The organism is Halobium salinum (genome assembly GCF_026586625.1).
GTDB classification, from domain to species: Archaea; Halobacteriota; Halobacteria; order Halobacteriales; family Haloferacaceae; genus Halobium; species Halobium salinum.
Genome location: NZ_JAODIW010000006.1, coordinates 620755 through 644875 on the forward strand (window position 1 = coordinate 620755; position 24121 = coordinate 644875).

21 protein-coding genes and 2 pseudogenes are annotated in these 24121 nt (G+C 62.3%); 12 read left to right on the plus strand and 11 right to left on the minus strand.

Annotated elements, in window-relative coordinates; genetic code table 11:
• The first annotated feature begins 148 nt into the window (after window positions 1–148).
• From N5095_RS06545 to glmS, 5 genes are all read left to right on the plus strand, one after another.
• Window positions 149–1477 (plus strand): DUF7282 domain-containing protein, encoded by a 1329-nt coding sequence (locus N5095_RS06545; RefSeq protein WP_267621946.1) that lies wholly within the window; start codon window positions 149–151, stop codon window positions 1475–1477.
• A 128-nt stretch (window positions 1478–1605) separates the two neighbouring features.
• Window positions 1606–1917, plus strand: coding sequence for an ArsR/SmtB family transcription factor (locus N5095_RS06550; protein ID WP_267621948.1), 312 nt, complete (start codon window positions 1606–1608; stop codon window positions 1915–1917).
• A 55-nt stretch (window positions 1918–1972) separates the two neighbouring features.
• Window positions 1973–2275, plus strand: coding sequence for a DUF8036 family membrane protein (locus tag N5095_RS06555; protein WP_267621949.1), 303 nt, complete (start codon window positions 1973–1975; stop codon window positions 2273–2275).
• 254 nt (window positions 2276–2529) lie between these two features.
• Window positions 2530–3810 (plus strand): sugar phosphate nucleotidyltransferase, encoded by a 1281-nt coding sequence (locus N5095_RS06560; RefSeq protein ID WP_267621950.1) that lies wholly within the window; start codon window positions 2530–2532, stop codon window positions 3808–3810.
• Window positions 3810–5615, plus strand: coding sequence for a glutamine--fructose-6-phosphate transaminase (isomerizing) (glmS, locus tag N5095_RS06565; RefSeq protein ID WP_267621951.1), 1806 nt, complete (start codon window positions 3810–3812; stop codon window positions 5613–5615). The genes N5095_RS06560 and glmS overlap by 1 nt, the downstream gene beginning before the upstream one ends.
• 223 nt (window positions 5616–5838) lie before the next feature.
• On the opposite strand, the gene N5095_RS06570 is transcribed toward glmS, so the two are convergent.
• From N5095_RS06570 to N5095_RS06595, 6 genes and pseudogenes are all read right to left on the minus strand, one after another.
• The gene (locus N5095_RS06570; protein WP_267621952.1) at window positions 5839–6963 is read right to left on the minus strand and encodes a hypothetical protein; all 1125 of its coding nucleotides are present in this window, start codon (window positions 6961–6963) and stop codon (window positions 5839–5841) included.
• Between the two features lie 221 nt (window positions 6964–7184).
• Window positions 7185–8207 (minus strand): RNA 3'-terminal phosphate cyclase, encoded by a 1023-nt coding sequence (gene rtcA / locus N5095_RS06575; protein ID WP_267621953.1) that lies wholly within the window; start codon window positions 8205–8207, stop codon window positions 7185–7187.
• A 130-nt stretch (window positions 8208–8337) separates the two neighbouring features.
• Window positions 8338–8529, minus strand: a pseudogene (locus tag N5095_RS06580) (NAD-dependent epimerase/dehydratase family protein); the annotation flags it as partial.
• A 65-nt stretch (window positions 8530–8594) separates the two neighbouring features.
• The gene (gene aglF / locus N5095_RS06585; RefSeq protein WP_267621955.1) at window positions 8595–9326 is read right to left on the minus strand and encodes a UTP--glucose-1-phosphate uridylyltransferase AglF; all 732 of its coding nucleotides are present in this window, start codon (window positions 9324–9326) and stop codon (window positions 8595–8597) included.
• Window positions 9327–9622: 296 nt separating this feature from the next.
• Window positions 9623–10597: a hypothetical protein gene (locus N5095_RS06590; protein WP_267621956.1), complete on the minus strand. Its 975-nt coding sequence runs from the start codon at window positions 10595–10597 to the stop codon at window positions 9623–9625.
• A 297-nt stretch (window positions 10598–10894) separates the two neighbouring features.
• Window positions 10895–11077: a hypothetical protein gene (locus N5095_RS06595; protein ID WP_267621957.1), complete on the minus strand. Its 183-nt coding sequence runs from the start codon at window positions 11075–11077 to the stop codon at window positions 10895–10897.
• Window positions 11078–11218: 141 nt separating this feature from the next.
• Here N5095_RS06595 and N5095_RS06600 point away from each other — a divergent pair, with 141 nt between their 5' ends.
• The 3 genes from N5095_RS06600 to N5095_RS06610 all read left to right on the plus strand — a co-directional run bounded on the left by N5095_RS06600 (window position 11219) and on the right by N5095_RS06610 (window position 12500).
• Complete coding sequence (locus N5095_RS06600; protein ID WP_267621958.1) at window positions 11219–11497, plus strand: hypothetical protein; 279 nt, start codon at window positions 11219–11221, stop codon at window positions 11495–11497.
• A gap of 59 nt (window positions 11498–11556) precedes the next feature.
• Complete coding sequence (locus N5095_RS06605) at window positions 11557–12006, plus strand: hypothetical protein (RefSeq protein ID WP_267621960.1); 450 nt, start codon at window positions 11557–11559, stop codon at window positions 12004–12006.
• A 155-nt stretch (window positions 12007–12161) separates the two neighbouring features.
• Window positions 12162–12500, plus strand: a complete 339-nt coding sequence (locus N5095_RS06610; RefSeq protein ID WP_267621962.1) for a CBS domain-containing protein — start codon at window positions 12162–12164, stop codon at window positions 12498–12500.
• Between the two features lie 38 nt (window positions 12501–12538).
• Here N5095_RS06610 and N5095_RS06615 read toward each other — a convergent pair whose 3' ends face one another.
• Window positions 12539–12931: a hypothetical protein gene (locus N5095_RS06615; RefSeq protein ID WP_267621963.1), complete on the minus strand. Its 393-nt coding sequence runs from the start codon at window positions 12929–12931 to the stop codon at window positions 12539–12541.
• An 82-nt stretch (window positions 12932–13013) separates the two neighbouring features.
• On the minus strand, window positions 13014–13256 hold the full coding sequence (locus N5095_RS06620) for a DUF7542 family protein (protein WP_267621964.1): 243 nt from the start codon (window positions 13254–13256) through the stop codon (window positions 13014–13016).
• Window positions 13257–13521: 265 nt separating this feature from the next.
• Here N5095_RS06620 and N5095_RS06625 point away from each other — a divergent pair, with 265 nt between their 5' ends.
• Complete coding sequence (locus tag N5095_RS06625) at window positions 13522–14733, plus strand: carboxylate--amine ligase (protein ID WP_267621965.1); 1212 nt, start codon at window positions 13522–13524, stop codon at window positions 14731–14733.
• A gap of 112 nt (window positions 14734–14845) precedes the next feature.
• On the opposite strand, the gene N5095_RS06630 is transcribed toward N5095_RS06625, so the two are convergent.
• Window positions 14846–16855: an asparagine synthase-related protein gene (locus N5095_RS06630; RefSeq protein ID WP_267621967.1), complete on the minus strand. Its 2010-nt coding sequence runs from the start codon at window positions 16853–16855 to the stop codon at window positions 14846–14848.
• A 1468-nt stretch (window positions 16856–18323) separates the two neighbouring features.
• Between N5095_RS06630 and N5095_RS22525 the strand changes: the two are divergent.
• Window positions 18324–18401 (plus strand): annotated as a pseudogene (locus N5095_RS22525) (hypothetical protein); the annotation flags it as partial.
• A 534-nt stretch (window positions 18402–18935) separates the two neighbouring features.
• Here the strand turns inward: N5095_RS22525 and rfbB are convergent.
• Window positions 18936–19874: a dTDP-glucose 4,6-dehydratase gene (gene rfbB, locus N5095_RS06640; protein ID WP_267621968.1), complete on the minus strand. Its 939-nt coding sequence runs from the start codon at window positions 19872–19874 to the stop codon at window positions 18936–18938.
• 187 nt (window positions 19875–20061) lie between these two features.
• On the opposite strand from rfbB, the gene N5095_RS06645 reads away from it, so the two are divergent.
• Window positions 20062–21564, plus strand: a complete 1503-nt coding sequence (locus tag N5095_RS06645) for a lipopolysaccharide biosynthesis protein (protein ID WP_267621969.1) — start codon at window positions 20062–20064, stop codon at window positions 21562–21564.
• Between the two features lie 23 nt (window positions 21565–21587).
• Here N5095_RS06645 and N5095_RS06650 read toward each other — a convergent pair whose 3' ends face one another.
• A complete protein-coding gene (locus tag N5095_RS06650; RefSeq protein WP_267621970.1) occupies window positions 21588–22226 on the minus strand; it encodes a xenobiotic acyltransferase family protein in 639 nt (212 codons plus the stop codon).
• 318 nt (window positions 22227–22544) lie between these two features.
• On the opposite strand from N5095_RS06650, the gene N5095_RS06655 reads away from it, so the two are divergent.
• Window positions 22545–24077, plus strand: coding sequence for an alkaline phosphatase family protein (locus tag N5095_RS06655; RefSeq protein ID WP_267623011.1), 1533 nt, complete (start codon window positions 22545–22547; stop codon window positions 24075–24077).
• Window positions 24078–24121 lie beyond the last annotated feature (44 nt).

Genomic DNA, 24121 nt, shown 5'->3' on the forward strand with positions numbered 1-24121 from the left:
TGGACAGACGACCACCTCCGAACCCGAGAGCCGAACGCGTGGCTGAAATTGGGTCGAAATTGGGCTACAAATCCGTCGAAGCTGCCAAAATCCGTTTTAGTGTCTCGCCCCCGGCTACACATGTCCGACCCCGGACGAAACCCCAGCCATGTCAGAGAAGACCCCAGCCACAGACAGTACCGACTCATCTAACACGTCCTCGCGCCGGACGTTCCTCGGCGTCGCGGCCGCCACCGGTGCCGGCCTGGCTCTCGGCGGCACCGCCGTCGCACAGGAGTCCGACTCCGGGACGGCCGCCGCGACGTTCGACGACCAGACGACCGAAGGCTCGACGGTGACCGTCACCTCCGCGACCCTCCCCGAGGGCGGCTACGTCGCCATCCACGACGCGTCGCTGCTCGAGGGGAACGTCCTCGGTAGCGTCATCGGCGTCTCCGAGTACTACGAGGCGGGCACCCACGAGGACGTCGAGGTGTCTCTGTACGAGGGCGTCGAGGGCGCCGAGTTCGAGCAGTCGATGCTCGAGGAAGACCAGCCGCTCATCGCGATGCCCCACCGGGAGACGAACGGCAACGAGACTTACGAGTTCGTCGCGAGCGAGGGCGAGAGCGACGGCCCGTACACGGCAGACGGCGAGGCCGTCGTCGACAAGGCGGCGATAACGGTCGAGTCGATGGAGTCGAAGCCGACCGCCTCGGTCACCTTCGACGACCAGACGACCGGCGGGAAGACGGTCTCGGTCGCCTCGACCAGCCTCTCGGAGGGCGGGTTCGTCGCCATCCACGACGCGTCGCTGCTCGAGGGGAACGTCCTCGGTAGCGTCATCGGCGTCTCCGAGTACCTCGGCGCCGGCGAACACGAGGACGTGACGGTGACGCTGTTCGACGTGCCCGGCGGCGACTTCGAGAGTTCGATGCTGGAGGAGGACCAAACGCTCATCGCGATGCCGCACCTCGACACCAACGACAACGACACCTACGACTTCCTCACGAGCGAGGGCCAGGCCGACGGTCCGTACACGATGGACGGCCAGGCCGTCGTCGACAAGGGGATGGTCACGGTCGAAGCCGAGGAGATGCCGACCGCGAAGACCTGCTTCCCCCGCCAGAAGAGCGACGGGACGACGGTCCACCTCCCGTACGCCGACCTCTCGGAGGGCGGGTTCGTCGCCATCCACGACGCCTCCCTCCTCGACGGGGAGGTCCTGGAGAGCGTCGTCGGCGTCTCCGAATACCTCGAGGCCGGCCGCACGGAGGACATCGAGGTAACCCTGTTCGAGGGCGTCCCCGGCGGCGACTTCGACCGGGACAGCCTGGAGGACGGCGAGCAGCTGTACGCCATGCCGCACTTCGACACGAACGAGAACGACACCTACGACTTCGTCGAGAGCGAGGGCCAGGCCGACGGCCCGTACACGATGGACGGAGAACCGGTGCTCAACCGGAGTACCATCACCGTGACCGACGGGGACGACTGAGCGGCGTCGGAGACGGAGACCGCTCAACCCCCGATTCGTGACCGTTCGTGTCCACTATTGCCGGCATCCGGCTGTCGACGTACTTACAAGGCGAGGCGCCGTCGGTCCCGCCAATGGGGCGGCTGTAGATGGAGGCCGTGCTGTGGTACGTCTTCACCGGGACGCGGGGCGGGCCGAACCGGGCCCGAATTCTGCGTGCCGTGGAGCAGCGGCCTCGCAACACGAATCAACTCGCGGACGCGCTGGACCTCGACTACAAGACCGTCCAGCACCATCTGGAGGTGCTCCTGGAGAACGACATCGTCCAGAACAGCGGGGACGAGTACGGGGCGGTGTACCTCCCCTCGGAGCGCGTCCGAAGCCACCAGGACACCGTTCAGACCATCTTCGAGCAGTTGGACGGGTTCGACGCGAACGGCAGCACGGAGGCCACGGAATGAGTCCTCGACACGATGTGAACAGCTATTTGCCGGCAGGTTGGAAAGGGAGGGGCAGATGACGGTCTGGGTCGACGTCGCCCGCGTGGCGATCGGCGTGAACCTCCTGCTGTTGCTGAGCCTCGTCTACGTCTGGGGCCGCAACTACGCCCAGATTCGCTCGCCGCTCGCGCTCGGACTGCTCCTGTTCGGTGGCTTCCTCTTTCTCGAGAACGGGATGGCGTTCTACTTCTACTTCTTCGAGCCGACGCTCCGGGTCTGGGTGACCGAGATTCCCGCCCTCGCCCAGCTCGCGATGACGCTCCTGCGTGTGTGTGAGACGGTCGCGCTGGTGTTTCTCACCTGGACGACTTGGCGGTAGCCACGGTCACGACGGGCGCCCCTCGACCCTCGGGGTGGCCACTCACCGGACCCGGTCACCTCCCGGTCGAAACGACGTGCCGTCGGCGTCGACGCCGCGGGCTCGCGAACGGGGGACGAACGTTCGCCTCGTCGCCCGCTGCGGTCGCGAACCGACCCGAACCGTTCGGACGGGCGCACAACCGTCCATTACCCCGGTCGCCGGGCACCCATTGTGACGGAACGATTTAGTACGGTGAAGTGAATCCACTCCCCATGACTGTCGACACGGCCGTGGTGCTCGCCGCGGGCGAGGGGAAGCGGCTCCGACCGCTGACCGAACACCGTCCGAAGCCGATGCTCCCGGCGGGAACGCGTCCCATCCTCGAGTACGTCCTCGACGCGCTGCTCGAGGCGGGCGTCTCCGACCTCCACCTCGTCGTCGGCTACGGGCGCGACCGCATCCAGAACCACGTCGGGTCGACCTACCGCGGGCGGCCGGTCACCTACCACGACCAGCGAAAGCAGTTGGGGAGCGGTCACGCGCTCCTGCAGGCGGCCGACGCCGTCGAGACGGAGTGTCTCGTCGTCAACGGGGACCAGGTCGTGAGCACGGCTATCGTCCGCGACGTGGTTGCGGCGCACACCTCCGAGGACGTCGCGACCCTCGCGGTCGTCGAGAGCGACGCCGCACCCGACTACGGCGCGGTCCGCCTCGACGGGGACCGCGTCGTCGAACTCCACGAACGCCCCGGTGGTGAGGACCACCACCTCCTCAACGCCGGCGTGTACGCGTTCGACCGCTCGTTCTTCGAGGAGATCGAGCGCACGCCGCGCGAGGAGGGGGAGCTCTCGCTCACCCGGACCATCGCCTGGCTCGCCGCCGAGGAGCGGTCGGTCCGGGGGGTCCACACCGACGGGGTGTGGCGCGACGCCGTCTACCCCTGGGACCTCCTCTCGCTCGCGAGGACGGTACTGCGAAACGACGACATCCTGACGGAGGCGATACCGAACGGCGGAGGCTCCGTCACGGAGCGCTCCGGTCGCGACGGTCGAGGCCCGCGGGACCGGCGCGAGGAACGGAACGGGCGCGGCCGGCGGCGAGTTCGCGTCTCGCCGACGGCGTCGGTCCACGAGGACGCCACGCTCGTCGGTCCGGTCGACGTCGCCGACGACTGTGTCGTCGGGCCGGGAGCCGTCGTCGGCCCCAACGTCGCGCTGGGCCGGAACACGACGGTCCGAGCGGGCGCGGTCGTCCGGGGCTCCGTCGTGGACGTCGACGCCCGCATCGGCGAGAACGCGACGGTCGTCGACGCCGTCGTCGGTCAGGGGGTCCACGTCGGCCCCGGCGTCACCCTCCCCGGGGGCGCGGCCGACGTGCGCATCGGCACGACCGTCCACGAGGACTGTCGGCTCGGCGGGGTGTTGGCCGACCGCGTCCACGTCGGCGGCGGCGCCACCGTACTGCCGGGGGCGCTCGTCGGCCCCGACGCCCGCGTCGACCCCGGCACCGTCGTCAGAGGACAGGTCGAGGCCCACGGGCGGGTGAGCAACTGATGTGTGGCATCGTCGGCTGCGTCGGTCGGGACGGCGACGCGAAGGAGGTGCTGCTCTCGGGGCTCTCACAGCTCGAGTACCGCGGCTACGACTCGGCCGGCATCGCCGTCACCGGCGTCGGCGGTCCCCTCGACGTGGCGAAGCGCGAGGGCGAACTGCAGGCGCTGAAGGACGCCGTCGAGGACCGTTCGTTCCCCGGCGGCACCGGAATCGGCCACACGCGCTGGTCGACACACGGCCCGCCGGCGACGCGCAACGCCCACCCGCACACCGATGAGACCGGTCGGGTCGCGGTCGTCCACAACGGCATCATCGAGAACTACGCCGCCCTCCGCGACGAGCTGACGGAGGCGGGCGTCCCGCTCACGAGCGACACCGACACCGAGGTGGTGCCGCACCTGTTCGCACGCTACCTGACGGAAGGTGACGACCCCGAGGCGGCGTTCAGACGCACCGTGTCCCGCCTGGAGGGGAGTTACGCCATCGCGGCCGTCGTCGCGGGCGAGGACGCCGTGTTCGCCGCGAGGCGTCACTCCCCGCTCGTGCTCGGCGTCGGCGCCGACGAGAACTACCTCGCGAGCGACGTGACCGCGCTGGTCGAACACACTCGCGAGGTCGTCTACATCGAGGACGACCAGTTCGCCGTGCTCCGGCCCTCGGGCTGGCGGGTCACCGACGCGACCGGCGAGCGCGTCGACCCCGAGGTCCGAACCGTCGACTGGACCGCGGAGCAGACCGGCAAGAGCGGCTACGACCACTACATGCTGAAGGAGATCAACGAACAGCCGCTGTCGCTCAGACAGTGCACTCGCGGGAGGGTGGACGAGTTGGCGGGCACGGTCGGCGACGAGGGACTCGACGGTCTCGACAGACCCGACCGCGTGCAGTTCGTCGCCTGTGGCACGTCGTACCACGCGGCGCTGTACGGCGCGTCGCTGCTCAGGGCGGCCGGCGTGCAGGCCGACGCCTACCTCGCAAGCGAGTACGCGATGACCCCCTGTCCCGTCACGTCGGAGACGCTCGTCGTCGGCGTCACCCAGAGCGGGGAGACCGCGGACACCCTCTCCGCGCTCCGCATCGCCGACGACCGCGGCGCGCGGACGCTCGCGATGACGAACGTCGTCGGCTCCTCGGCCGCCCGCGAGTGCGACCGGACGTTCCTCCTGCGGGCCGGCCCCGAAATCGGCGTCGCCGCCACCAAGACGTTCTCGACCCAACTGGTCGGCCTCGCGGTGCTCGCCGAGCATCTCGCGGACGCGGAGGGGGCCGACCCCGACCTCGTCACCGCGCTTCGGGACCTGCCGGACCTCGCCCAGCAGGTGTTGGACGAGTCCCGGGCCGCCGAGGTAGCGGAGGAGTTCGACGGGATGGACGCCTACTTCTTCATCGGGCGGGGCCTCCACTACCCCGTCGCCCTCGAAGGGGCGCTGAAGTTCAAGGAGATAACCTACGAGCACGCGGAAGGGTTCGCAGCCGGCGAACTCAAACACGGGCCGCTCGCGCTCGTCACCGGCCGGACGCCGGTGTTCGCGGTCGTCGCCGGCGACGGCGCGCTGGCGCGTAAGACCCTCGCGAACGTCAAGGAGGTGGAGGCTCGGGACGCGCCGGTCGTCGTCGTCTCCGACGGGAGTCAGGAGGTCGCCGGCTACGCCGACCGCGTCCTCGAGATTCCCGAGAGCCACCCGGCGACGGTGCCCATCCTCGCGAACCTCCAGTTCCAGCTACTGGCCTACCACGTCGCCGACCGACTCGGACGACCCATCGACAAGCCGCGGAACCTCGCGAAGAGCGTCACCGTGGAGTGAATTGTGTGCGTTTGACCTCGAGCGGCTAACCAATTCGGATTCGTCGAGAGGGGACCACAGAACTGGTGGCCCAATCTATGAGCATTGAGGCTCTTCCCGGACTTCTCAGCCCGCTGTAGAGGACCAGCGCGAGCTTCGTCGCGTTCTCCGTTCGTTTACGTATAGATTTCAGACGAACGACGTATGTTGAGATTCCGTTTACCGACAGGTCTGTCCTGCTAAATCACGGCGTCGTTACCGGTACGACGGTGATTAGGGCGACTGTGAGGGCTGCGATGAGTACAGTCCATATCCCTCCTGTTGTCCTGTCTTTCCGCTCGAACAGCAACTGGTTTGTTCGATGCCAGTATCGATTCGAGACACCACTTAGCGTTTCGGAGAGAGCTATCATCACACATCCGAGCAAGAGATACTGAAGGATATACTGAGCGAGCATCGAGAGCCATCTGAGGGGGACTACAACCGTCGTGATGAGCCAGAAAGGGGCGAGAACAAGGAGTGAAGCAGTTAAGATGGTGCTCCGCGAGACGTCCGAGTCAAGGTGCCACATTGTTCCGATCACGAGCAAGATGAGTACGAACGGAAACAGGTAGCCAGCAGTGGTGAATAGACTGAGGAATCCACCCCCGATTGTTTCCAGAGACCACTCTGCACCGACTCCGAGTCGCGTTCCAGTTGCTTTCTCTGCGACGAAACTGAACGTCTTTGGGGGGGCGAACAAAAAGATTGAACCAACAGCACTTCCGACTGTTCCGCAGATTGCCAACTCAATGTGCCGCCGCTTCCAGAGACATGCAATGACGACGATCAGAGCCGTAAGCGCCCCCATGATGTACTGGTTCAGGCCCGAGACACCAATTACGAGCCCTGTCGCCGCCGCCAGAGCGTAGCTGCCTGACTTGGTGTCCCAAACTAAGGCTTCGTGGGCGGCGAGAAGTGCAAGGAATACGAACGGTAAGGTGTGATCGTAGTGCCACCAACCGGTGTGGTAGCCGATTCGACCGACACCCACCGCTCTCCAAGACATAAATCCCAGTAGAGTGAACACTGCGCTCCGAAGTCCGCCGACTGCGTAAAAGAACGCCGCCACTGTAGCAGGGAGGACAACGTAACTTACGATGGTCGTGTACAAATGGGTCGAGACGCTGTTCGATAGTCCCGGTGTAAGAGCGTGCACGACTGCGAGTGGAACGTATCGAAGTGGCGGGTCAACGGTGTATATGTCTCCAGTGTCTGCGACCCGGGTCGAACGTGTGACGATATTGAACGGGTCTCCTTGTTGAAACAGTAAGTTGGACTGCCACCAGACGTTAACCGGTCGTGAGCCGAGTTCAACTGCAACCGTCATCAGTGGAATCAGTAAGCCACAGAGCAAGAGTATGTCTCGGCTTCGCTCACGCATTGATACCACGATAGCTCACAGTGTTAAAAATCCATTCGATGGAGAGATATATAATTATCAGTAGAGTCACAAACGTAGATTTCATATCACCGTTACTGACGGGTCGTTGAGCCTCTCCGTTAGTTGGGCAGTCGTTCAGACGGTGCCGCGTGAGGACGAGAACGCGGTTATTCGACCGTTCGATGCGGCGATACTGCCAACAGCAGTTGCTCACCACTGTCGTCGAGTTCCACCTCACAGCCGAACGCCGCCAGCACGTCGAGGTTCGACTCGACGTGGGCCGTGACCCGCGGAATCGACACCTGCCCGCCCCACAGCGCCAGGAAGACGAGCAGTTGGTCGGCCACGTGCTCGTCGACGGGGGCACCCGAGGCGTGTAGCGACAGGAAGCGGTCGACGGCCCGGTCGGCGACGGTCTCGGAGGGGCGTCCGCGCTCGCCGAGTTCGTCGACGCCGACGAGCGAGCCGTCGTAGACGCCGCGCAGGACGAGCGTAGAGCCGGTCGACTTCGTGGGAACGTACTCGGGGCTGCGCACCTCGACCGGGAGGCCGGCGTCGACCAGGCGCTCCTCGGCGCGGGCGGCCTGTCGGTCGGCCACCTCGGCCCCTTCGAGTTCCTCGCTCGCCTTCGAGACCACCTCGACGCGGTCGAGGTCGCCCCGGTCGACCAACTCGAGCGGGCGGCCGTCCGAGGGTTCGAGTCGGAGTGTCGCCGCGCCGCCACCGGCCGGGTAGTACCCCGTCCGGTGGAGGTCGACGCCGGCGTCGAGACCGTATCGCCCGAGGAGTGGCAGCTTCACCGAGCGGAGGGACTCGACCGGCGGCGACCACTTCACGTCGGTGCCGCCGGTCGCGTGAAGGGTGAGGGGTTCGTCGAGACGGACGGCGGCGGGGAGCGCCGCGTCGAACAGGAGGGTGAGGCTCCCGGCGGTGCCCATCGACGCCTCGAACGCGCCGCCCCGTATCGGGCCCGGGTCGAAGGTCACCTCGGTCGAGCCGACTTCGGCTCCGTCGACTTCGGCGTCCGTGAGGTCGGCGAGGGTCTCGACGGCCGCGAGGTGCTGGGGCTTGAGCCCCGGTTCGGGACGCTCGGCGCGGACGCCGGTCATCTCGAAGGGGTCGCCGGTGACGGCCGCGAGGCTCAGCGCCGTTCGGAGGAGTTGGCCGCCGCCCGCCGTACCGTCGACCATCAGCATCGGCGGTCTCCCGGGAAGCCGGTTCGGGGGGTGGTCGTCGACGCGCAGTCGCACGTGGTTGTCACGGTCGTTCGACTCGACGTACGCACCCCGTTTCCAAGAACGGCGAGGTCGTTCACCCCGTCGGACTCTCGACGCGCGTCCTGCCCCCGGCCTGCGCGGCCTGGTGGTACACCGCGTCGAAGTCGTATTTCTCGATACCGAGGTCGCAGTACGGCTCGAAACCGTCGAGCACGACGTCGTGACCGTCACGGGCGAACGTCGCCGCGACGTAGCCGCCGATAAAACCCGCACCGCCGGTGACGAGAACTCGCATACACCGACGAGAACGGGTCTGTGACTCAATTCCGTCGCATCGAACCGAGAGCGGAGTCCACGTCGCTACGCGCTCGACGCGGGTGTCTCCTCCCGGAGGCGCTCCTCGGCCTCGTCGCGGTCCTCGGGGTAGCCGATGTCCATCCGCCAGCCGTCGAGGCGGATGGCGTCGATGGTCCGACCGCTCTCGATGAGCAGGTCGATGGCCTCGCTAATCTCGTACTCGCCCCGGTTCGAGGGCTGGACGAGGTGACAGGCGTGGAAGATAGCGGGCGTGAAGGTGTAGAATCCGGTCATCACGAGGTTCGACGGCGGGTCCTCCGGTTTCTCGATGACTCCGGTTATCTCTCCGTAGTTGTTGGTATCACAGACGCCGTAACGGCCGGCTTCCTCGTAGGGAACCTCCTCGACGAGGAACGCCGCGTCCGCGCGGTCCTCCCGCTGGCGCCGCACCACGTCGCCGAGGTTCGCCGAGAAGACGTTGTCGCCGAGCATCAGCATGAAGTCGTCGTCGACGTGGTCTTCGACGGTGAGCAGCGCGTGTGCGAGCCCCTTCTGGTCGCGCTGGTGAGCGTACGTGATGGGGACACCCTCGAACTCGTCGCCGTAGTGCTCGATGATGTGCTCTTTCAAGTAGCCGACGACGACGACGAACTCGTCGGCGCCGAGTTCGGCGAGCTGTTCGAAGCAGTGGGTGAGGATGGGCTGTCCGTCGACTTCGACCAGCCCCTTCGGTTTCTCCTCGGTGAGCGGTCGGAGTCGGGTCCCTTCCCCGGCGGCCAGGACGACGGCTTGCATGATTTCGACACGAAGATAGACCGATAAGTCTCTTTCGCCTCGATTATCGCCGCCCTCACCGTGACGATGGACACTGGGCTGGAGAGCGGAAAGCGGGAATGCCGGAGAACGAGAGGTACGTCGCCGTGGATTGTCTCCGATAGTCGCGGTATCTTACCGAATAGTCGGCCACGGCGGCACCGATGTGAGAACCGCATCCACCGCCCCGTGGTGGCGTCGAGGAGGCCGACAGGGAGACGAGAAGTGGTCCGTCAGAGATGCCGAAGTACGTGAGTACTGCGAATCAGTGACAACGCCTAAAAGTCCGAGGGTGCGTACTTCCGCCCCTCGATCCAGATGGCGACGTCTGGGTCGCCCGAGACGACGGTGAACGAGGTCATGTCGCCCTCGAGGGTGTAGTTGTCGGACATGTACTCGACGCTCCCCTCGGCCCGTCCGCTGGAGACGCTGTCGTCGCTCTCGACGTTGTCGGCGGGAGTGACCGCTCCTTCGGCCGTGAACTCGTACTCGGTCGGGTTCCCCGTCCCGACAACGGACATCTCCCGCTCCGGGAGCTCGCCGGACGGGTCGGAGGGGAAGTCCGAGGGTGCGTACTTCCGGCCTTCGATCCAGATGTCGACGTCCGGGTCGCCGGCGACGACGGTGAACGAGGTCATGTCCCCTTCGAACGTGTAGTTGTCGGACATGTACTCGACGTTCCCTTTCGCGCGTTCGCTGGTGACGCTGTCGTCGTCTTCGACGTTGTCGCCCGAGGTGATTCGGCCCTCCGCAGTGAACTCGTACGCCGACCAGTTGCCGCTCCCGACGACGGACATCCGTCGCTCCGGGAGGTCGCTCGCGGTGTCGGACGGGAAGTCCGAGGGCGCGTACTTCTCGCCCTGAATCCAGATGTCGACGTCTGGGTCGCCGGCGACGACGGTGAACGAGGTCATCTCTCCCTCGAAGGAGTAGTTGTCGGACATGTACTCAACGGTTCCCGTCGCTCGGCTGTCGGAGCTGCTATCGTCGGCTTCGACGTTGTCGCCAGGGGTGATGCTGCCGGAGGTCGTGAACTCGTACGCCGTCCAGTTACCGCTCCCGACGACGGACATCCCCTTCTCGGTCGGGTCGCGACCGGAACCGTCGTCGCTTCCGGAGTCGTCGTCTCCCGACCCCCCGTCGCCCGGGTACGTCCCCTCGCCGAACCCGCCCGCACCGAACGCCGGGCTGTCCGGACTCGCCGGTGTCGCGGGCTCGGCGACGACCGCCGCTCCCGCCGCCGCAACTGCCATACTCTTGAGAACGCTTCGCCGCCCGATCGGAGTTCGCTCGCGTGCCATCGACAGACCGACTAATCACGATTCATAAATATCTTCCTACAGAGAGTATAATATCTCAATCACTTTAATTATTTCTTGTATATATTTCTATATTTTAATAGAAGTCGTCGAGGGCCGGCCGGTCACCGGTCACACGCGTCGCGCCCGTCGCGCCGATGCTCGCTGTGCTCGCCGTACTCGCCGACCTGCCCCGAGAGGCAGTCCCCTCACAACCCCCACACCGGTCCCCGTGACCCGCGACCGAAGTGTCTACGCCTCGGCTTCGTCCGCTCCGGGTTCCGGCCCGCGCTGCACGAGCGTGAGGTAGTGGAGCGCCTCGTGGAGGTAGGCCTGGTCTCGCGCCATCAGCTCGTCGTACCCGTCGTTCTCTATTGCCGCTTCCAGTTCCGAAATTGCCTCCGCGATGTCGTCCCCGACTGTCCGGTGGTCCATGACGATTCGGTGAATCGGGTCACGTCACATAAGTGCGCGGCAACCAGTCGGTAACCGCCCCCGATATTCTCCTTTTCCAAACAGTCGGGGGCGTAGACTACTGTGGGAGGGTTGAGGGAGTTCGCGTCCGAACCGGGACGGATGGAGCGCTACAGTGCGGCCGAGGGCGACCGCGTTCGTATCCGGTGGGACGGGGGCGAGTGTGTCGACGACGACTTCGCCCTCACGGTGTGTCGCGAATCGGACGCCTCGACGGTCGACGGCGTGCTGACGACCGCCGCTCACGCCGACACCCTCCACCGCCTCTTCCGCGACGGGACGACGTTCACCATCGTCCTCGAGTCGGCCAGCGGGGAGCGAACCCGGTTCGAACGTTGTACGTTGCTCAGTTCGAGCGGGAAGTGGGTGGCACCCGGGTGAGTCGAGGGTAACCAGTTCCGTAGAAATACTTATAATTTTTCAGTACGTTCTAGCGTGGTATGGACGAATCTTCGGGGCCGGAAGGCCCGCCGTCGACCGACCGATGTGGCGTCCTCGAGTTCGCCGTGCTCGAGGTGCTCGACCGTGGTCCCGAGCCAGCGCGCACCGTCGCCGACATCGGTGACCAGCTCCGCCGCCGGACCGAACTCCTCCCCGAGTTCGAAGGTGGGGTCGAACCCGACTCCGGCGCGTCGGTCCGGTTGCGAGTCGCACTCGACAGGCTCCGTGCCGCCGAGTACGTCACTGCGCGGGAGGTGGAAGACGACTCCGGGACGACCCGTCTCGTGTTCAGTTCGACGGGGACCGCCACGCCCGAGGACCGCGCCGTCGCCGAACTCCGGAACGACGTGAGCGACCTTCGGTACCAACTCGACGGACGCGAGGAACGAGCCGAGGGAGCGGAGACGGAGACGTCCCGACGGACCGCAGACACGTCGCTGGACTCCTGAGAGCCGTATCGACTGCCGCCGAGGCGGTCGATGGGACCAGAGCGTTGACGGAGGTCCGTGGGGCCAGAACCGCAGACGAAGCAGCAACACCGATAAGCGTGCGATTCGTTGGCACGCGTATGGACCCGAACAGCCGTGTTCGCGCGGAGGAGGTAATGTCGACGCCACTCGAGACCATCCCGGAGGACGCGACCGTCACGGAGGCAGTCCGGGTGATGCGAGAGCACGACATCAAGGCGCTCCTGGTGACGAGCGGGCCGCCCGGCATCGTCACCGCTACCGACGTCCTCGACGCCATCGCCGACGGGCGGGAGCTGGCGACGCTGACCGTCGCCGACCTCATGACGACGCCGGTCGAGACCGTGCCGCCGGACCTGTTACTGGAGGAGGTCGCCGCGATGATGACCAGCCTCGGCATCAACCACCTGCCGGTCGTCGACGGCGACCCGGTCGGGATGGTTTCCTCGACGGACGTGACCGCACAGTTGTCCTGACCGGGAGCGGTCGCGTCGCCTCGCCGGTTACCCGTCGGTCACGGGGGTGACGAAGCGGTGTGTCCGGGTATCGGTTCGATTCGGAACACGTACTCCTCGTAGGCGTGGTCGAGGTTCGTCGGACACTCCTCGCCGGTGTGGTCGGCACAGAGGTACGCTCTCGCCTCGACCGGCCCCTGCCCGGTCTCCTCCAAGTATCGTTCGAGGACGAGGAACGCGGCCGGCTCGTCACAGCCGCGACGGTGACACGACCGCGGCGATTCGGGGTCGTCCACCTCGGCTCCGACTTCGCCCCGCTGGACCGGGTTCGAGCCGTCGGGCGCCGGCGCCGCCTCGTCGGCACGCTCGCGCTCCTCCTCGATTTCCCGCTCTCGTTGGCGGCGCTCCGCGTCACGGGCCTGCTTCTCTCGGCCTTGCTTGGTGTCCGCCATACGCCTTCCAGGGGAGTGAGCCGGATAACCCTGTGGTCGGTCTCCCTGCTTGCCGGGGGACCGCCGAGCGACGCGAGGACCCTTACTCCCGTCGCTCGGTGAATGGGGTGAGCGCTCCGCCGCAGTCCTCCCGGGTTCGCCCGCAGGCGGTGGCCGCGTCGCCGGCGCGCTCGACGCCGGGGTCGAGTCGGCCGAGCCGCCACGTCGGGTCGTGACCCGTCTCGCGCTGGTGTCGGTCGACGGCGAGGCGGGCGTCCCGGAGCTTCGTGAAGGTCTCTTCGAGGTCGCAGTCGGGACACGTGACGGTGGCACGAGGGGCGGTCATCGTCCGGTGGAAGGACGACGGCGCGGAAAGACCTCCCGCTTCGGACGGTCGGGTTCGACCGTGAGTTGCCCAGTCGATTCGAACACGAACACCGGCATCCCGTCGTCGGCCGGACGCAACGACTAATCGGACGCCCTGTGAACACCAGGACACCCACGGCTCCCGACCCGCTCACGACCGCGTATTGTGACGGTGGTCGGTCACCTTCGCTTCCGTCGGTGACGACCACGAGACAGCGTCGAGTCGGGAATGGGGGCGGAGAACGATGACACACGTCAACACAGAGGCGGCAGTCGTCCCGGCGTCCCGGTACCCGCACGGGTACGCCTCGGTCAGGTCGCTCGCGACCCGCGGGATTCGAGCGGTCGCCGCCGTCGCGAACCCGACCCTGCCGGTCACAACGTCGCGGTTCTGCGACGAAGTCGTGACGGTGCCGCCGTCGTACGACCTCGTCCCCTATCGGGACGCGCTGCTCGACCTCGCCGCACGGCCCGACGTTCGGACGATACTCCCGCATCGGCCCCAGGACCCGTACGTCCTCTCGAAGCACGCTGACGCGTTCGACCCGCACGTCGACCTCGTCGTCCCGCCGTTCGAGACCCTGCGGACCGTCCACGACCGCAAGCGACTGATGGAGGTCGTGAGCGACGCGGGTGTGTCGGTCCCCGAGACCCGCCTCCTCGACGAGGCCGCCGGGTGGGAGACGGACCGTATCGTCAAGTCCAGATACAACCTCCTCGCCGCCGAGTACGTCGACTCGTTCACCCCCACCGACTCCCGCATCGTCAAGACGGTGAAGCACCTCCCGGCCGGGGAGTCCGTCGACGTCGACGCGTTGTGTGAGAAGATGGGTCACGTCCCCATCGTCCAGGAGTACGTCGCCGGCGCCGACGAGTACGTCTTCGGGGCGCTGTACGACCGCGGCGAGGCCCTGGCGACGTTCGGTCACCGACAGCTCCGCGAAGACTCCTACGCCGGCGGGGGTGGCGTCTACCGCGAGAGCGTCCGAAGTCCCGAACTCGACGCCGCCGGCCGGCGCGCACTGGACGCGCTCGACTGGCACGGCCTCGCCTGTCTGGAGTTCGTCGAGGACGCCGAAACGGGCGAGTTCACGCTCGTCGAAATCAACCCCCGGATGTGGCAGTCGCTGGCCACGGCGGTCAGGGCGGGCGCCGACTTCCCCTACTGGTACTGGTTGCTCGCGACCGGACGGTCGGACCGCATCGACCCCGACTACCGGGTCGGCGTCGGTACCCACTACCTCTACGGCGAACTGGAACATCTCGTGAGCGTGCTACGCGAGGACTCCGCGTTCGTCGCGCGACCCTCCGTCCTCGGGACGGTAGCGTCGATCGCCCGGTCGTGGGTCGAACGACCGCAGTTCGACGACTTCCATCTCGACGACCCGTCGCCCGCGCTCCGACAGGTGCGAAACGAGTTCGTACGGGTCGTCGGCAGGCGACTCGGTCGGGAGTGAAGAACCGAGAACCGCGAGTCGAACGTGGAGTCGAGAGTCGCGAGTCGAACGCCTGGGCGACGCGCCACCTGACCGTCTGCCGAGGGACGGCTCCGGCGACTCGCCGGGGAGCTCAGTTCGGTCCGTCGCGCGGCGGCGACCCGGCCGGGCGTAGGGTCCGGCCGCTTCCGTCGCCGTCGACGCCTCCGCTTCCGTCGCCGTCGACGTCTCCACTTCCATCGGCGCCGCCCCCACCTCCACTCCCGTCGCTACCGCCGTGGCCGTCGATAGAGCCCTGTCTCGTAGCCATTTCGAGGTGCGGCATCCACAGGAGCGTGAGCAACGAGTAGAGTGCGACCGTGTTGTCTTCGCCCTCGCGGTGCGTCCGGAGGGTCCGTTCGACGGCGTCGTAGTCGAGAAACGGGAGCCGTCGGACGACCGGCTCCGCCCCGGCGACCGTGTCGGCTGCGAACGGCCTGGTTCGAAGCAGCTCGCGTCGGTTCGGCCACGGCCCGTGGTCGAGGTGTGGCGCCGGCGTCGGGTCGTCACCGATATGCTTCCGGTAGAAGGCGACGAGGTTCGTGCCGACGTACTCGAGGGGGTACGAGTAGGTGAGGGGGACGCCCGTGCCGGCGTGGGGAATTTTGGCCAACTCCGGGGCGACCCTGCTCACCCCGGCGTTGATGAGGTTGCGACGGAGGAAGTATCGCCGTGGAATCCGTTGCTGGAGGTCCAGCAGTCGATTGTCGAGGAACGGGCTCCGCGTCGGTCTAATCTGTGCGAGGCTCCGCGGGAAGAGCGCCTCGGTGTCCGCGCCCAGCGGGTAGTAGTCCCCGTACATCGCAAGGTCGGTCAACGAGTCGTATCCGACGCCGTGACTGACGACGCCGCCGTCGGGGGTTCGGTGCAGGTTGGCCGAGAGGACCTCCCGCATCGACCGTTCCGGCGTGAAGTAGGGGAGCGGCGGGCTCTCGAGTAGCTTCGTGTCGACGTAGTCCTCGAGGTCGTGAATAGGCCGTTCGAACGGGAGCGTCAGCTTCCCGAGCGGCCCGAGCGACACCCGCCGCCGCGGGAGCGACGCGGCGCTAAACAGGGTGTCCGCGAACAGCCCCGAGACGAGCACGTCGACCTCGTCGCGAATCCGGTCTTCGAACGGTGTGAAGTACGCCTGGTCGAACCAGCCGCTGTACTCCGTGAGTCCGGCCGTCGCCTCCAACGCCCGAGCCTCGTGGTCCTCGTTCCGTATCAGGAGCCGAAAGTCGTCGCCGGCGGCCTCTGCGACGCGCCGGGCGACCCGTGTCTCCCTGCTCGTCCAGTCGGTGGTGTGAAGCGCGACGACCGACTGGTCGATGCAGGCCTCGACGAACCGCGAGTCGCTGCCGCCGCTCAACAGCAGCCCGTAGGTCAGGTCGTCGTCGGTCCACTCCGCGAGCACCCGCTTGAGCGTCTCCGTGAGGTCGTCGACCACGGCGGAGAACGACTGCTCGACGGGGTCGTACCGGGGACGCCAGTAGGTCGTCGTCTCGGTCGTCAAGTCGTCGACGTCGACGGTCGTGACCGACGCCGGCGGTCGCTCCCGGACGCCGGCCAGCGGCGTCTCGACCCCGAACACGCGCCGGAGGGCGAGATACTCCTGCAGGTAGTCGAGGTCGTACTCGACGTCGACCGCGGGGTGGTGCGGGAGGGCGTTGAGATTCGAGGCGAACACGACCGTCTCCGACTCGGGGCGGATCCAGTAGACGGGCTTCGTGGCGAGGCGGTCGGTGACGAACGAGATGGTGTCGTCGACGCGGTCGTACAGCACGAGCGCGAACTCGCCGTTGAGGCCGCTGACGAAGTCGGGGCCGTCCTCCTCGTACCGGCGGGCGCAGAACTCGGCACTCCCACCGGACGGTCCGGGACGGGGAGCGTAAGCGTCTCCGCTCCCGTACCCGTAGACGTCCCCCCATACCCAGACGAGGACGTCGCCGCCGTCGGCGGTCGCGGGTTGGTCGCCCGCGAGAAGCGGGTGTGAGGAAACCCGTAGTTCCACCCGCTCGTCGTCGTAGGCGACCGTCACCTCGTCGTCGTGTCGACGGACCGTCCCGACCACCTCGTCGGTGAGTTCGGCGTCGGAGCCGAGGACGCCACAGAGACCGACCACGCTATCACGACCTCCCGACCCGCTCCGAGCGGGTCGTTCCCACGACACCGGTTACTGATTCACCCGGACTCATCTGTTCCCAACGGTACCCTCTTCACTCCTGCCGGGTTTTTAGTTTCTCGTTTTACAGGTTGTTCGGGGGCAAAAATCAGCGCTCCCTATCTCGGAGCAAAGGGCTCGGCAGGTGATTCGCGCCTCGTCGAAGTGAGAGACGGAGTGCTCGCTTTCGCGACCTTCCTCGCACGTCTTCACGGAGGGGCTCCGCTACTAGTCCGACCTCGGCACACGTTGCCTTCGCTCCTGACGCTGAACGGGCGAGGAGCGCGGCTCTGCAATGGCACGTCGACTGGAGGGATATGCTGGATTCTGACAGGTGTGGGTCCTACGCATAAGGGCAGCCTAGTGTGTTCACGTTGGCAGTATTCTCGGAATCGATCGACACATCCCGTTTCTGAGGGATTGCAGCGGCAATCTGGTGTGTCGGGTCACCGCTGATGCGCGTATTGGGCGCTGTACCACTAGTTCTGTGGGTATACAACGGCAACGCGGTGTGGCGCCGCAGCGGGCGACCACCAAGATTCAGTCAACTACGCTGGCGTTCGACGTCCGGTCCCCGACTCTCGACTCTTGATGAGCACATACACACGCAAGGTTGGTCAGCACGCGGCAAGCTGTTCGGTCTGCCCTCGTCCTCAACCTTGGACGGGTATCACACACAGAATCGCACGTCCACATCGGCGGAGAAGGGATACCGACTGGCGTGAGACGTCCAATCAGGTTCCACACTCGAAATCCGGCCCGGAAGAACGCTTTTCAGCAGGTCGGTAGAGGAGTGTGAGGATAATCGGAGGGCCAGGTATAATGCGCTCAAGCCACGGTGCTCTTGTGTCTCTTGCCTCGAGAGGAGCTGTAAACGGGCAGTACTGGCTTGAAAAGAATTGCCTTCGTACAATATGTTTCATCGAACAGGCCTTCTACGCGGATCCAATGATTCTCACACACGGCTTCCGTCTCCCGGTTTCGTGCCGCGCTACTCGGCGGTGGCCACCGTGGGAGTGACTTGGCAGTCAACACGCGATAGCCACAAAACGCCCCTTACAACGTTCGCTCCATCCCTATCGACGTCAGCGTCGGTCTCTCGCTGTCGCTGCTGTCTCCACAATTGGACCCCTCTATTCGCCTATACTCCCTCTATCGGGCGCTGTGTCCATGTGTGAACGGCCTGTGAGCGCCGTAGCGACGTTCTCCGTTCCGCTGCTGTACGAACTGTTGCGTATCGGTGTGTGTGTTTAATCATCCTTGCCTCCGGTCGGTCGTGTTTAGTTTGGAGCACCGAGCCAGGCAGCGAACGCTTGGAGCCAGTTCTCAGCGGTTTCGGGGAGAACGTGGCTGAAGCAGTTCGAGAACGACGACGTTCGACGTTTCAGTTCGCGGAAGATGCCCTCGATGCTATTCCGATTTTCGTGTCGTTCTGGATGAAATCGGAGCCGAGGTCGGGAGAGTGCGGTCTAGGGGTACTGAGCACCGTCGACCAGAAACACGGTAGATTCGACGGAGTGTTTCTTACGGAGTTCAGCGAGGAATATCTGCCTTGTTGCGGTTGTCGTGGTTGCAGAGAGCCAGACATGGAGTTACTGGGTTTTTTTGGGTCACAGGCAGCGTACAGCCAGTATTGCTGAGAATTGATCCGAATCACTGTCTCGTCGAGCGCGACGTGATTCGGGCTTTTTCGATCTATTGGTTATAGATCGACCTTCTGAACCTAGTTATGAACCGCTTTCCGAGAACGCTCGACACCCAAGCTTTCGAGCAACGAGACGATATTCGACACCGAGAGACCCGCTACATGCGATTGAGTACCGAGCTTCATCGCCCACTCGGGTGTCCGCTCTCGCTCCACAAACTCCATGTCTATCCAGCCACTACGATCGACGAGGCGGCTGATTTCTGGCATAGGCACCAAGAAATCACGTCGCCTCACTTTTCACGCTTAACTAAACACGACCGTCTCTGTTGGGCAAATATACAAGTAGCCTCCTAATAGAGTCGGCCGCCGAAGGTATGCGAATCTCTTGCGGGGTTACCTCGGTCTCTGCTCGGAGACGTAGTACTCAATTGTACGTTCGAGGCCCTGCTCAAACGAGTACCGCGGCTCCCACCCGAGTCGCCTGATTTTCGAGGCGTTTAGTGCATACCGTCGATCGTGACCCGGACGGTCCTCAACGAACTCGATCAAATCTTGTGACGCGCCGACCCTCCTCAATATCGCCTCGGTAACCTCCGAGTTCGATCGCTCCGCTCCGCTACCAACGTTGTATATCTCTCCCGGTTGACCCTCCTTCAGTACGAGATCTATCGCACGACAGTTGTCTTCGACGTAGGTCCACTCACGAACGTTCGAGCCATCGCCATAGAGCGGGAGCGAGTCCCCACACGCGGAGTTCGTGATGAACTTCGGGATGAGCTTTTCTTTGTGCTGACGGGGCCCGAAGTTGTTCGAGGAACGTGTGACAATCACAGGTAGGTCGTGAGTGGTGTAGTAGCTTCGAGCCAAGAGATCTGCACTCGCTTTCGTCGCAGCGTACGGGTTTCTCGGCTGCAGCGGATCCTCTTCATCGAACTCCCCTTCGGCGATCTCCCCATACACCTCGTCTGTGGATATCTGGACGAAGCGGTCGACTCCGGTTTCGAGGGCCGCATCTAAAAGCGTCTGTACGCCGCCGACGTTCGTCGAGACGAACGGCTCGGAACTCACGATGGACCGGTCGACGTGCGACTCGGCGGCGAAGTTAACGACAGCGTCAGTTCGTGAGAGCAGGTCCGAGACGAGTTCACTATCTCTGATGTCCCCTTCGACGAACTCGTGGCGTGGGTCGTTGAGTACACCTTCGAGGTTCGACTTCGAACCCGCGTAAGTCAGGGCGTCCAGCGTGACGACCTCGTCTTCTGTCTCCTCGATGAGGTGGTGTACGTAGTTGGAGCCGATGAACCCGGCCCCTCCGGTGACGAGAACGCGCATGGACCCCTTTGTAGTGGTCCTGAAGTAAACCTGTTGGACACTCTAGGAACTCACTCACAGACGAACTTTAGGTTATGTCGCTCTTCATCGAAGAGGTCCCTGAGCGAAAACTGCACAAATGCATGCGTTCGATTGCTAACGAAAATCTCGAATATGCTGGTTGCGATGTACGCATCCATGGACCAGCATGGGAATACTTGAGCTGCTCAAGAAATCGTACGTGAGGTTGACCGCAGAAGGGTCGACCACACAGAAAGCAGTCCAGAGTGGCCTCTGGATGGTCGGCATTAACATGTCCGACCGGCTCCTACAGATGGTGAAGCTCGTCATCTTGGCGTCTGTCCTGTCCCCGGAAGCTTTCGGCCTATTAGGGATTGCTCTCCTGTCCCTCGCTGCTCTAAGGCGTATTCTACAACTGGGCTTTGATCAGGCACTAATACAAAATAAGCGGACCGATATTGACGATTACCTCAATACTGCCTGGATTCTGAAGATACTCAGAGGTCTTGTCATCGCGTTCTTGGCCTACGCGAGTGCCCCGTACCTCGCGGCACTATTCAATGAGCCGAAGGCCGAATCCCTCATACGTATCATCGGTTTGTCTCCAGTCATTCTCAGCATACAGAATCCCGCAGTAGTCTACTTCCAGAAAAACCTCAACTTCGAAAAAGAATTTATTTATCAGGTCGGTGGAAAGCTTGTCGATCTTGTCGTTGCGACGGTGATTGCCTTCATCTATCAAAACGTCTGGGCCCTTGTGTACGGCCTCATCGCTGGCAACTTAGCTAAGGTGTTCCTTTCTTATGCAGTTCACCAATACCGACCTCGAATTTCGTTCAACCGAGCACATGCCCGGGAGATGATTGGATTCGGAAAATGGCTGATGGTTTCGGGTATATTGGTGTTCGTCTACGGGCAGGGCGACGACGCATTCGTTGGGTGGTTCTTTGGAGCGACAGCCTTAGGATTCTACCAGCTCGCATACCGGTTCTCAAACGCCCCCGCAACCGAGGTAACTCACGTTATCTCCAGAGTCGCGTTCCCAGCGTTCTCCAAGTTGCAAGAAGATGTTGAACGGCTCCGTGAGGGATACTTTAGAACTGTTCAACTATCAACATTAATCGGTTTTCCGATGGCAACCGGCATCATCATCGTTGCTCCCGAATTCGTACGAGTATTCTTCGGTGTCAAATGGCTACAAATGGTGCCTCTCATGCAGGTACTCGGAATTTGGGGAGCGCTACGAGCACTCGGTGCAAATGTCGGAGCGGTGTTCAAGAGTGTTGGAAGACCGGATATTGAGACGAAGCTTCAAGTCATTCGTGTACTTTTATCGGTGGTACTTCTGATACCGCTCAGCAATCGGTTCGGAGTAGTTGGTGTCGCGTATACAATCATCGTAACAACGGTATTTATTCAGCCTCTGACCGTCCGTTTTGTGCTGAACATCATTGACGGGAGTGCGATCAGATTGATACGGCTTATTTTGTTTCCCCTTTCTGCTAGTATAGTGATGGGTGGACTGTTAGTAGTAGTAAAAGACCTAGCCAATTTCGCCTCCGATATCGTGTTACTGACTCTTTTGGTTGGTCTCGGTGCTATCTTCTATATCTTTATTATATTCGTCTTTGCATCGATAACTGACTACGACGCAGTAAGTTTGGCAAGGAATATCGCAGGGTCAATATAGGTCACGGAAAACTTCTTACGATCTTACCTGACTAGTTCGCGTAAGTCGTCTTGTTGAGTCAGGTCCGTTTCGAAGAATTCTCTGTTTGCTCGTATTTTCTCGTCGCCCCATTCCCACCACGCTATGTCCAACAATTGTTTTCGAGTTGAATGATCGAACCTCCACTTTTTATGTTCCGCTGGGGACCCGGCGACGATAGCGTACGGTTCTACATCTCGGGTCACAATTGACCCTGCTCCGATAACAGCACCACTTCCGACGCTAACACCGGGAAGAAGGACCGCGTTCGTTCCAATCCATACATCATTCCCTACAGTAATTGGCCCTTCTATTTCATGCTCAAGGGGCACATCAAAGAAATGATCGTAAAATGTCATTTGCATGCTGGCTTTCTCCATCGGATGATTCTCCGCCTGAAAGACCGTGTGAGGTGCAATCGCGCTGAACTTCCCGATTATCGTATCTCCATATATCTCGTTTTCTCTGACGAGATTGGTATGAGATCCTATTTTCACCTTACCCCGTTGAATGTACGAATTACGGCCAATTCGAACGTTGTCTTCAACCTCTGTATCTGTGTGAATCTTCGCGTTCTTTTGTACAACACTATTCTTTCCAATATTTATTTTCCCAATTAGCTCGCTCCCGGAATGGACCCTCACATTTTGTTCCAAACATATGTGACCCCGCATAGTGACTCGCAAACCAATGTTAGCCGACGAGGATATACTCAAATTCGTATTGAACGAACTTGAGTTAATTAATCTGACAAGAGTTTTCGGGTACATAGATAGACTGACTAACAGAGAAGCAATGCGTTTTGGATATTGCATCTTTGAACAATATCATTCGTCCAAATAGATAGGTCATACGCTACTAAATCACCCACTCGGAGAACTACTACACCCACTACTAAGTAACAAAACCGTTTTTATCGCTCACCGGAGAGCAAAGATAGGAGGGGAGAAACTATCACAACTATCGTTCTCGGAATTGATGGTGCGAATCTTGAGCTAATAAACAGATGGAAGGACAGCCTTCCCAACTTTGCTTCGCTCATTGAGGACAACGGCATCACCGAACTTGAGAGTACCACCCCTCCAGTAACGAGCCCGGCATGGCGCTGCTACGCTACAGGAAAGGACCCGAATTCGATTGGTGTCTATTGGTGGCGACAGTTAGTCCGTGACGAGCGGACTTTCGTCGGTGCTGATGAGATACCGCTGGACAGCAAGTGTTATTGGGAATACCTCTCAGAGAGGGGTGATGATGTAGCTATCATCGGTGTTCCGCTCAACGCACCGCCGCGCCCAGTGAACGGTCAGTTAATTGCAGGAGGGCCTTTCGCAAACCCGGACGATTACACCTATCCAGAGTCACTTTCAGAAATAATTGAGGAGAAATTCGACTATCAACTTCACCCTGAAACCTATCCTTCCGTAGAAAACGCAACAAAAGACGAGATAGTAGCTGATTTCGACTCAATGATAAACCAAAGGTTCGACGTCGCGGAGTGGCTACTGGAGACCGAATCTCCGTCCCTGCTGAATCTAACGCTATTCTACATCAATGTTATGCAACATAAAGCGTGGGACGCCACCGAAGTCAGGGGGCTATGGGAAACGATTGATGAACGATTAGGTAACCTACTAGAGGATAACATGGATATTATTATTCATTCAGACCATGGTCTTCACGAGGTAAAACGCGTATTCTACATAAACGGCTGGCTGATGGAGAAGGGGTATCTTGTTCTCGCTGAAGAGGACAACCAAGGCGCGTCATCCATCGCAGTAGATGAAATAAAAAACGCACTTGGCTTGTTAGGAGTCAAGTCATTAGTGAAGCGAGCGCTTCCCGGTCGGTTGATTGATGCAGTTACCTCGGGACGTCGGCTGATTGACCCGAAAGAATATGAATCGCGTATCGACTTCGAGAGAAGCAAGGCTGTTGCTCTCCCACAAGGACCCGTATACGACCTCTCTGCCGACGACTCGTTCGTGAATGTGCTAAAATCCGAGCTTGAGAGCGTAGTCGACCCGAAGACCGGAAACGAAGTTCTCTCTGGTGTCGAGTTCGCGGACGATGTATATGATGGCGACCTCAGACCGGACTCGCCCGACTTGCTAGTGAGATGGAATGATGGGTTCGAAGTCAAAGACCGCCATTCCGATGCTGAAGAGAAGGTTTTTGGTTCGCAGCACGGGGTAATTGCAGATAACGCTCAGAAAGGAATTCTGCTCGGAGCAGGGCCGAACCTCTCAAATGAACATCCCGATAAGCTTGACGCGTACCTCTATGATCTCGCCCCGACTCTTCTTCATCTCCATGGTCATCCAATTCCTGACGACCTCTCTGGCGACGTACTCAAGTCGTTCTATACGACTGCTTCTGAAGCGGCGGAGCGAAGCGTGGAAGTGATGAATGTGGAAGAGGTGAATACTCAAACAGAACACAAAACTGCCGCTCAGGACGTAGACGACCGTCTGCGGGACTTAGGATATCTTGAGTAGGCAAGTGTTTCTGACTAATGCAATACAACCACCAGCTGAACTGT

Coding starts and splice junctions, on each gene's coding strand:
- glmS (WP_267621951.1), top strand. CDS start 3,810: ATGTGTGGCATCGTCGGCTGCGTCGGTCGGGACGGCGACGCGAAGGAG.
- N5095_RS06555 (WP_267621949.1), top strand. CDS start 1,973: ATGACGGTCTGGGTCGACGTCGCCCGCGTGGCGATCGGCGTGAACCTC.
- N5095_RS06545 (WP_267621946.1), top strand. CDS start 149: ATGTCAGAGAAGACCCCAGCCACAGACAGTACCGACTCATCTAACACG.
- rfbB (WP_267621968.1), bottom strand. CDS start 19,874: ATGCGCGTTCTCGTCACCGGAGGGGCCGGGTTCATCGGCTCCAACTAC.
- N5095_RS06600 (WP_267621958.1), top strand. CDS start 11,219: ATGGAGCGCTACAGTGCGGCCGAGGGCGACCGCGTTCGTATCCGGTGG.
- N5095_RS06625 (WP_267621965.1), top strand. CDS start 13,522: ATGACACACGTCAACACAGAGGCGGCAGTCGTCCCGGCGTCCCGGTAC.
- N5095_RS06595 (WP_267621957.1), bottom strand. CDS start 11,077: ATGGACCACCGGACAGTCGGGGACGACATCGCGGAGGCAATTTCGGAA.
- N5095_RS06620 (WP_267621964.1), bottom strand. CDS start 13,256: ATGACCGCCCCTCGTGCCACCGTCACGTGTCCCGACTGCGACCTCGAA.
- N5095_RS06560 (WP_267621950.1), top strand. CDS start 2,530: ATGACTGTCGACACGGCCGTGGTGCTCGCCGCGGGCGAGGGGAAGCGG.
- N5095_RS06590 (WP_267621956.1), bottom strand. CDS start 10,597: ATGGCAGTTGCGGCGGCGGGAGCGGCGGTCGTCGCCGAGCCCGCGACA.
- N5095_RS06615 (WP_267621963.1), bottom strand. CDS start 12,931: ATGGCGGACACCAAGCAAGGCCGAGAGAAGCAGGCCCGTGACGCGGAG.
- N5095_RS06645 (WP_267621969.1), top strand. CDS start 20,062: ATGGGAATACTTGAGCTGCTCAAGAAATCGTACGTGAGGTTGACCGCA.
- rtcA (WP_267621953.1), bottom strand. CDS start 8,207: ATGGTCGACGGTACGGCGGGCGGCGGCCAACTCCTCCGAACGGCGCTG.
- N5095_RS06605 (WP_267621960.1), top strand. CDS start 11,557: ATGGACGAATCTTCGGGGCCGGAAGGCCCGCCGTCGACCGACCGATGT.
- N5095_RS06570 (WP_267621952.1), bottom strand. CDS start 6,963: ATGACGGTTGCAGTTGAACTCGGCTCACGACCGGTTAACGTCTGGTGG.
- N5095_RS06610 (WP_267621962.1), top strand. CDS start 12,162: ATGTCGACGCCACTCGAGACCATCCCGGAGGACGCGACCGTCACGGAG.
- N5095_RS06550 (WP_267621948.1), top strand. CDS start 1,606: ATGGAGGCCGTGCTGTGGTACGTCTTCACCGGGACGCGGGGCGGGCCG.
- aglF (WP_267621955.1), bottom strand. CDS start 9,326: ATGCAAGCCGTCGTCCTGGCCGCCGGGGAAGGGACCCGACTCCGACCG.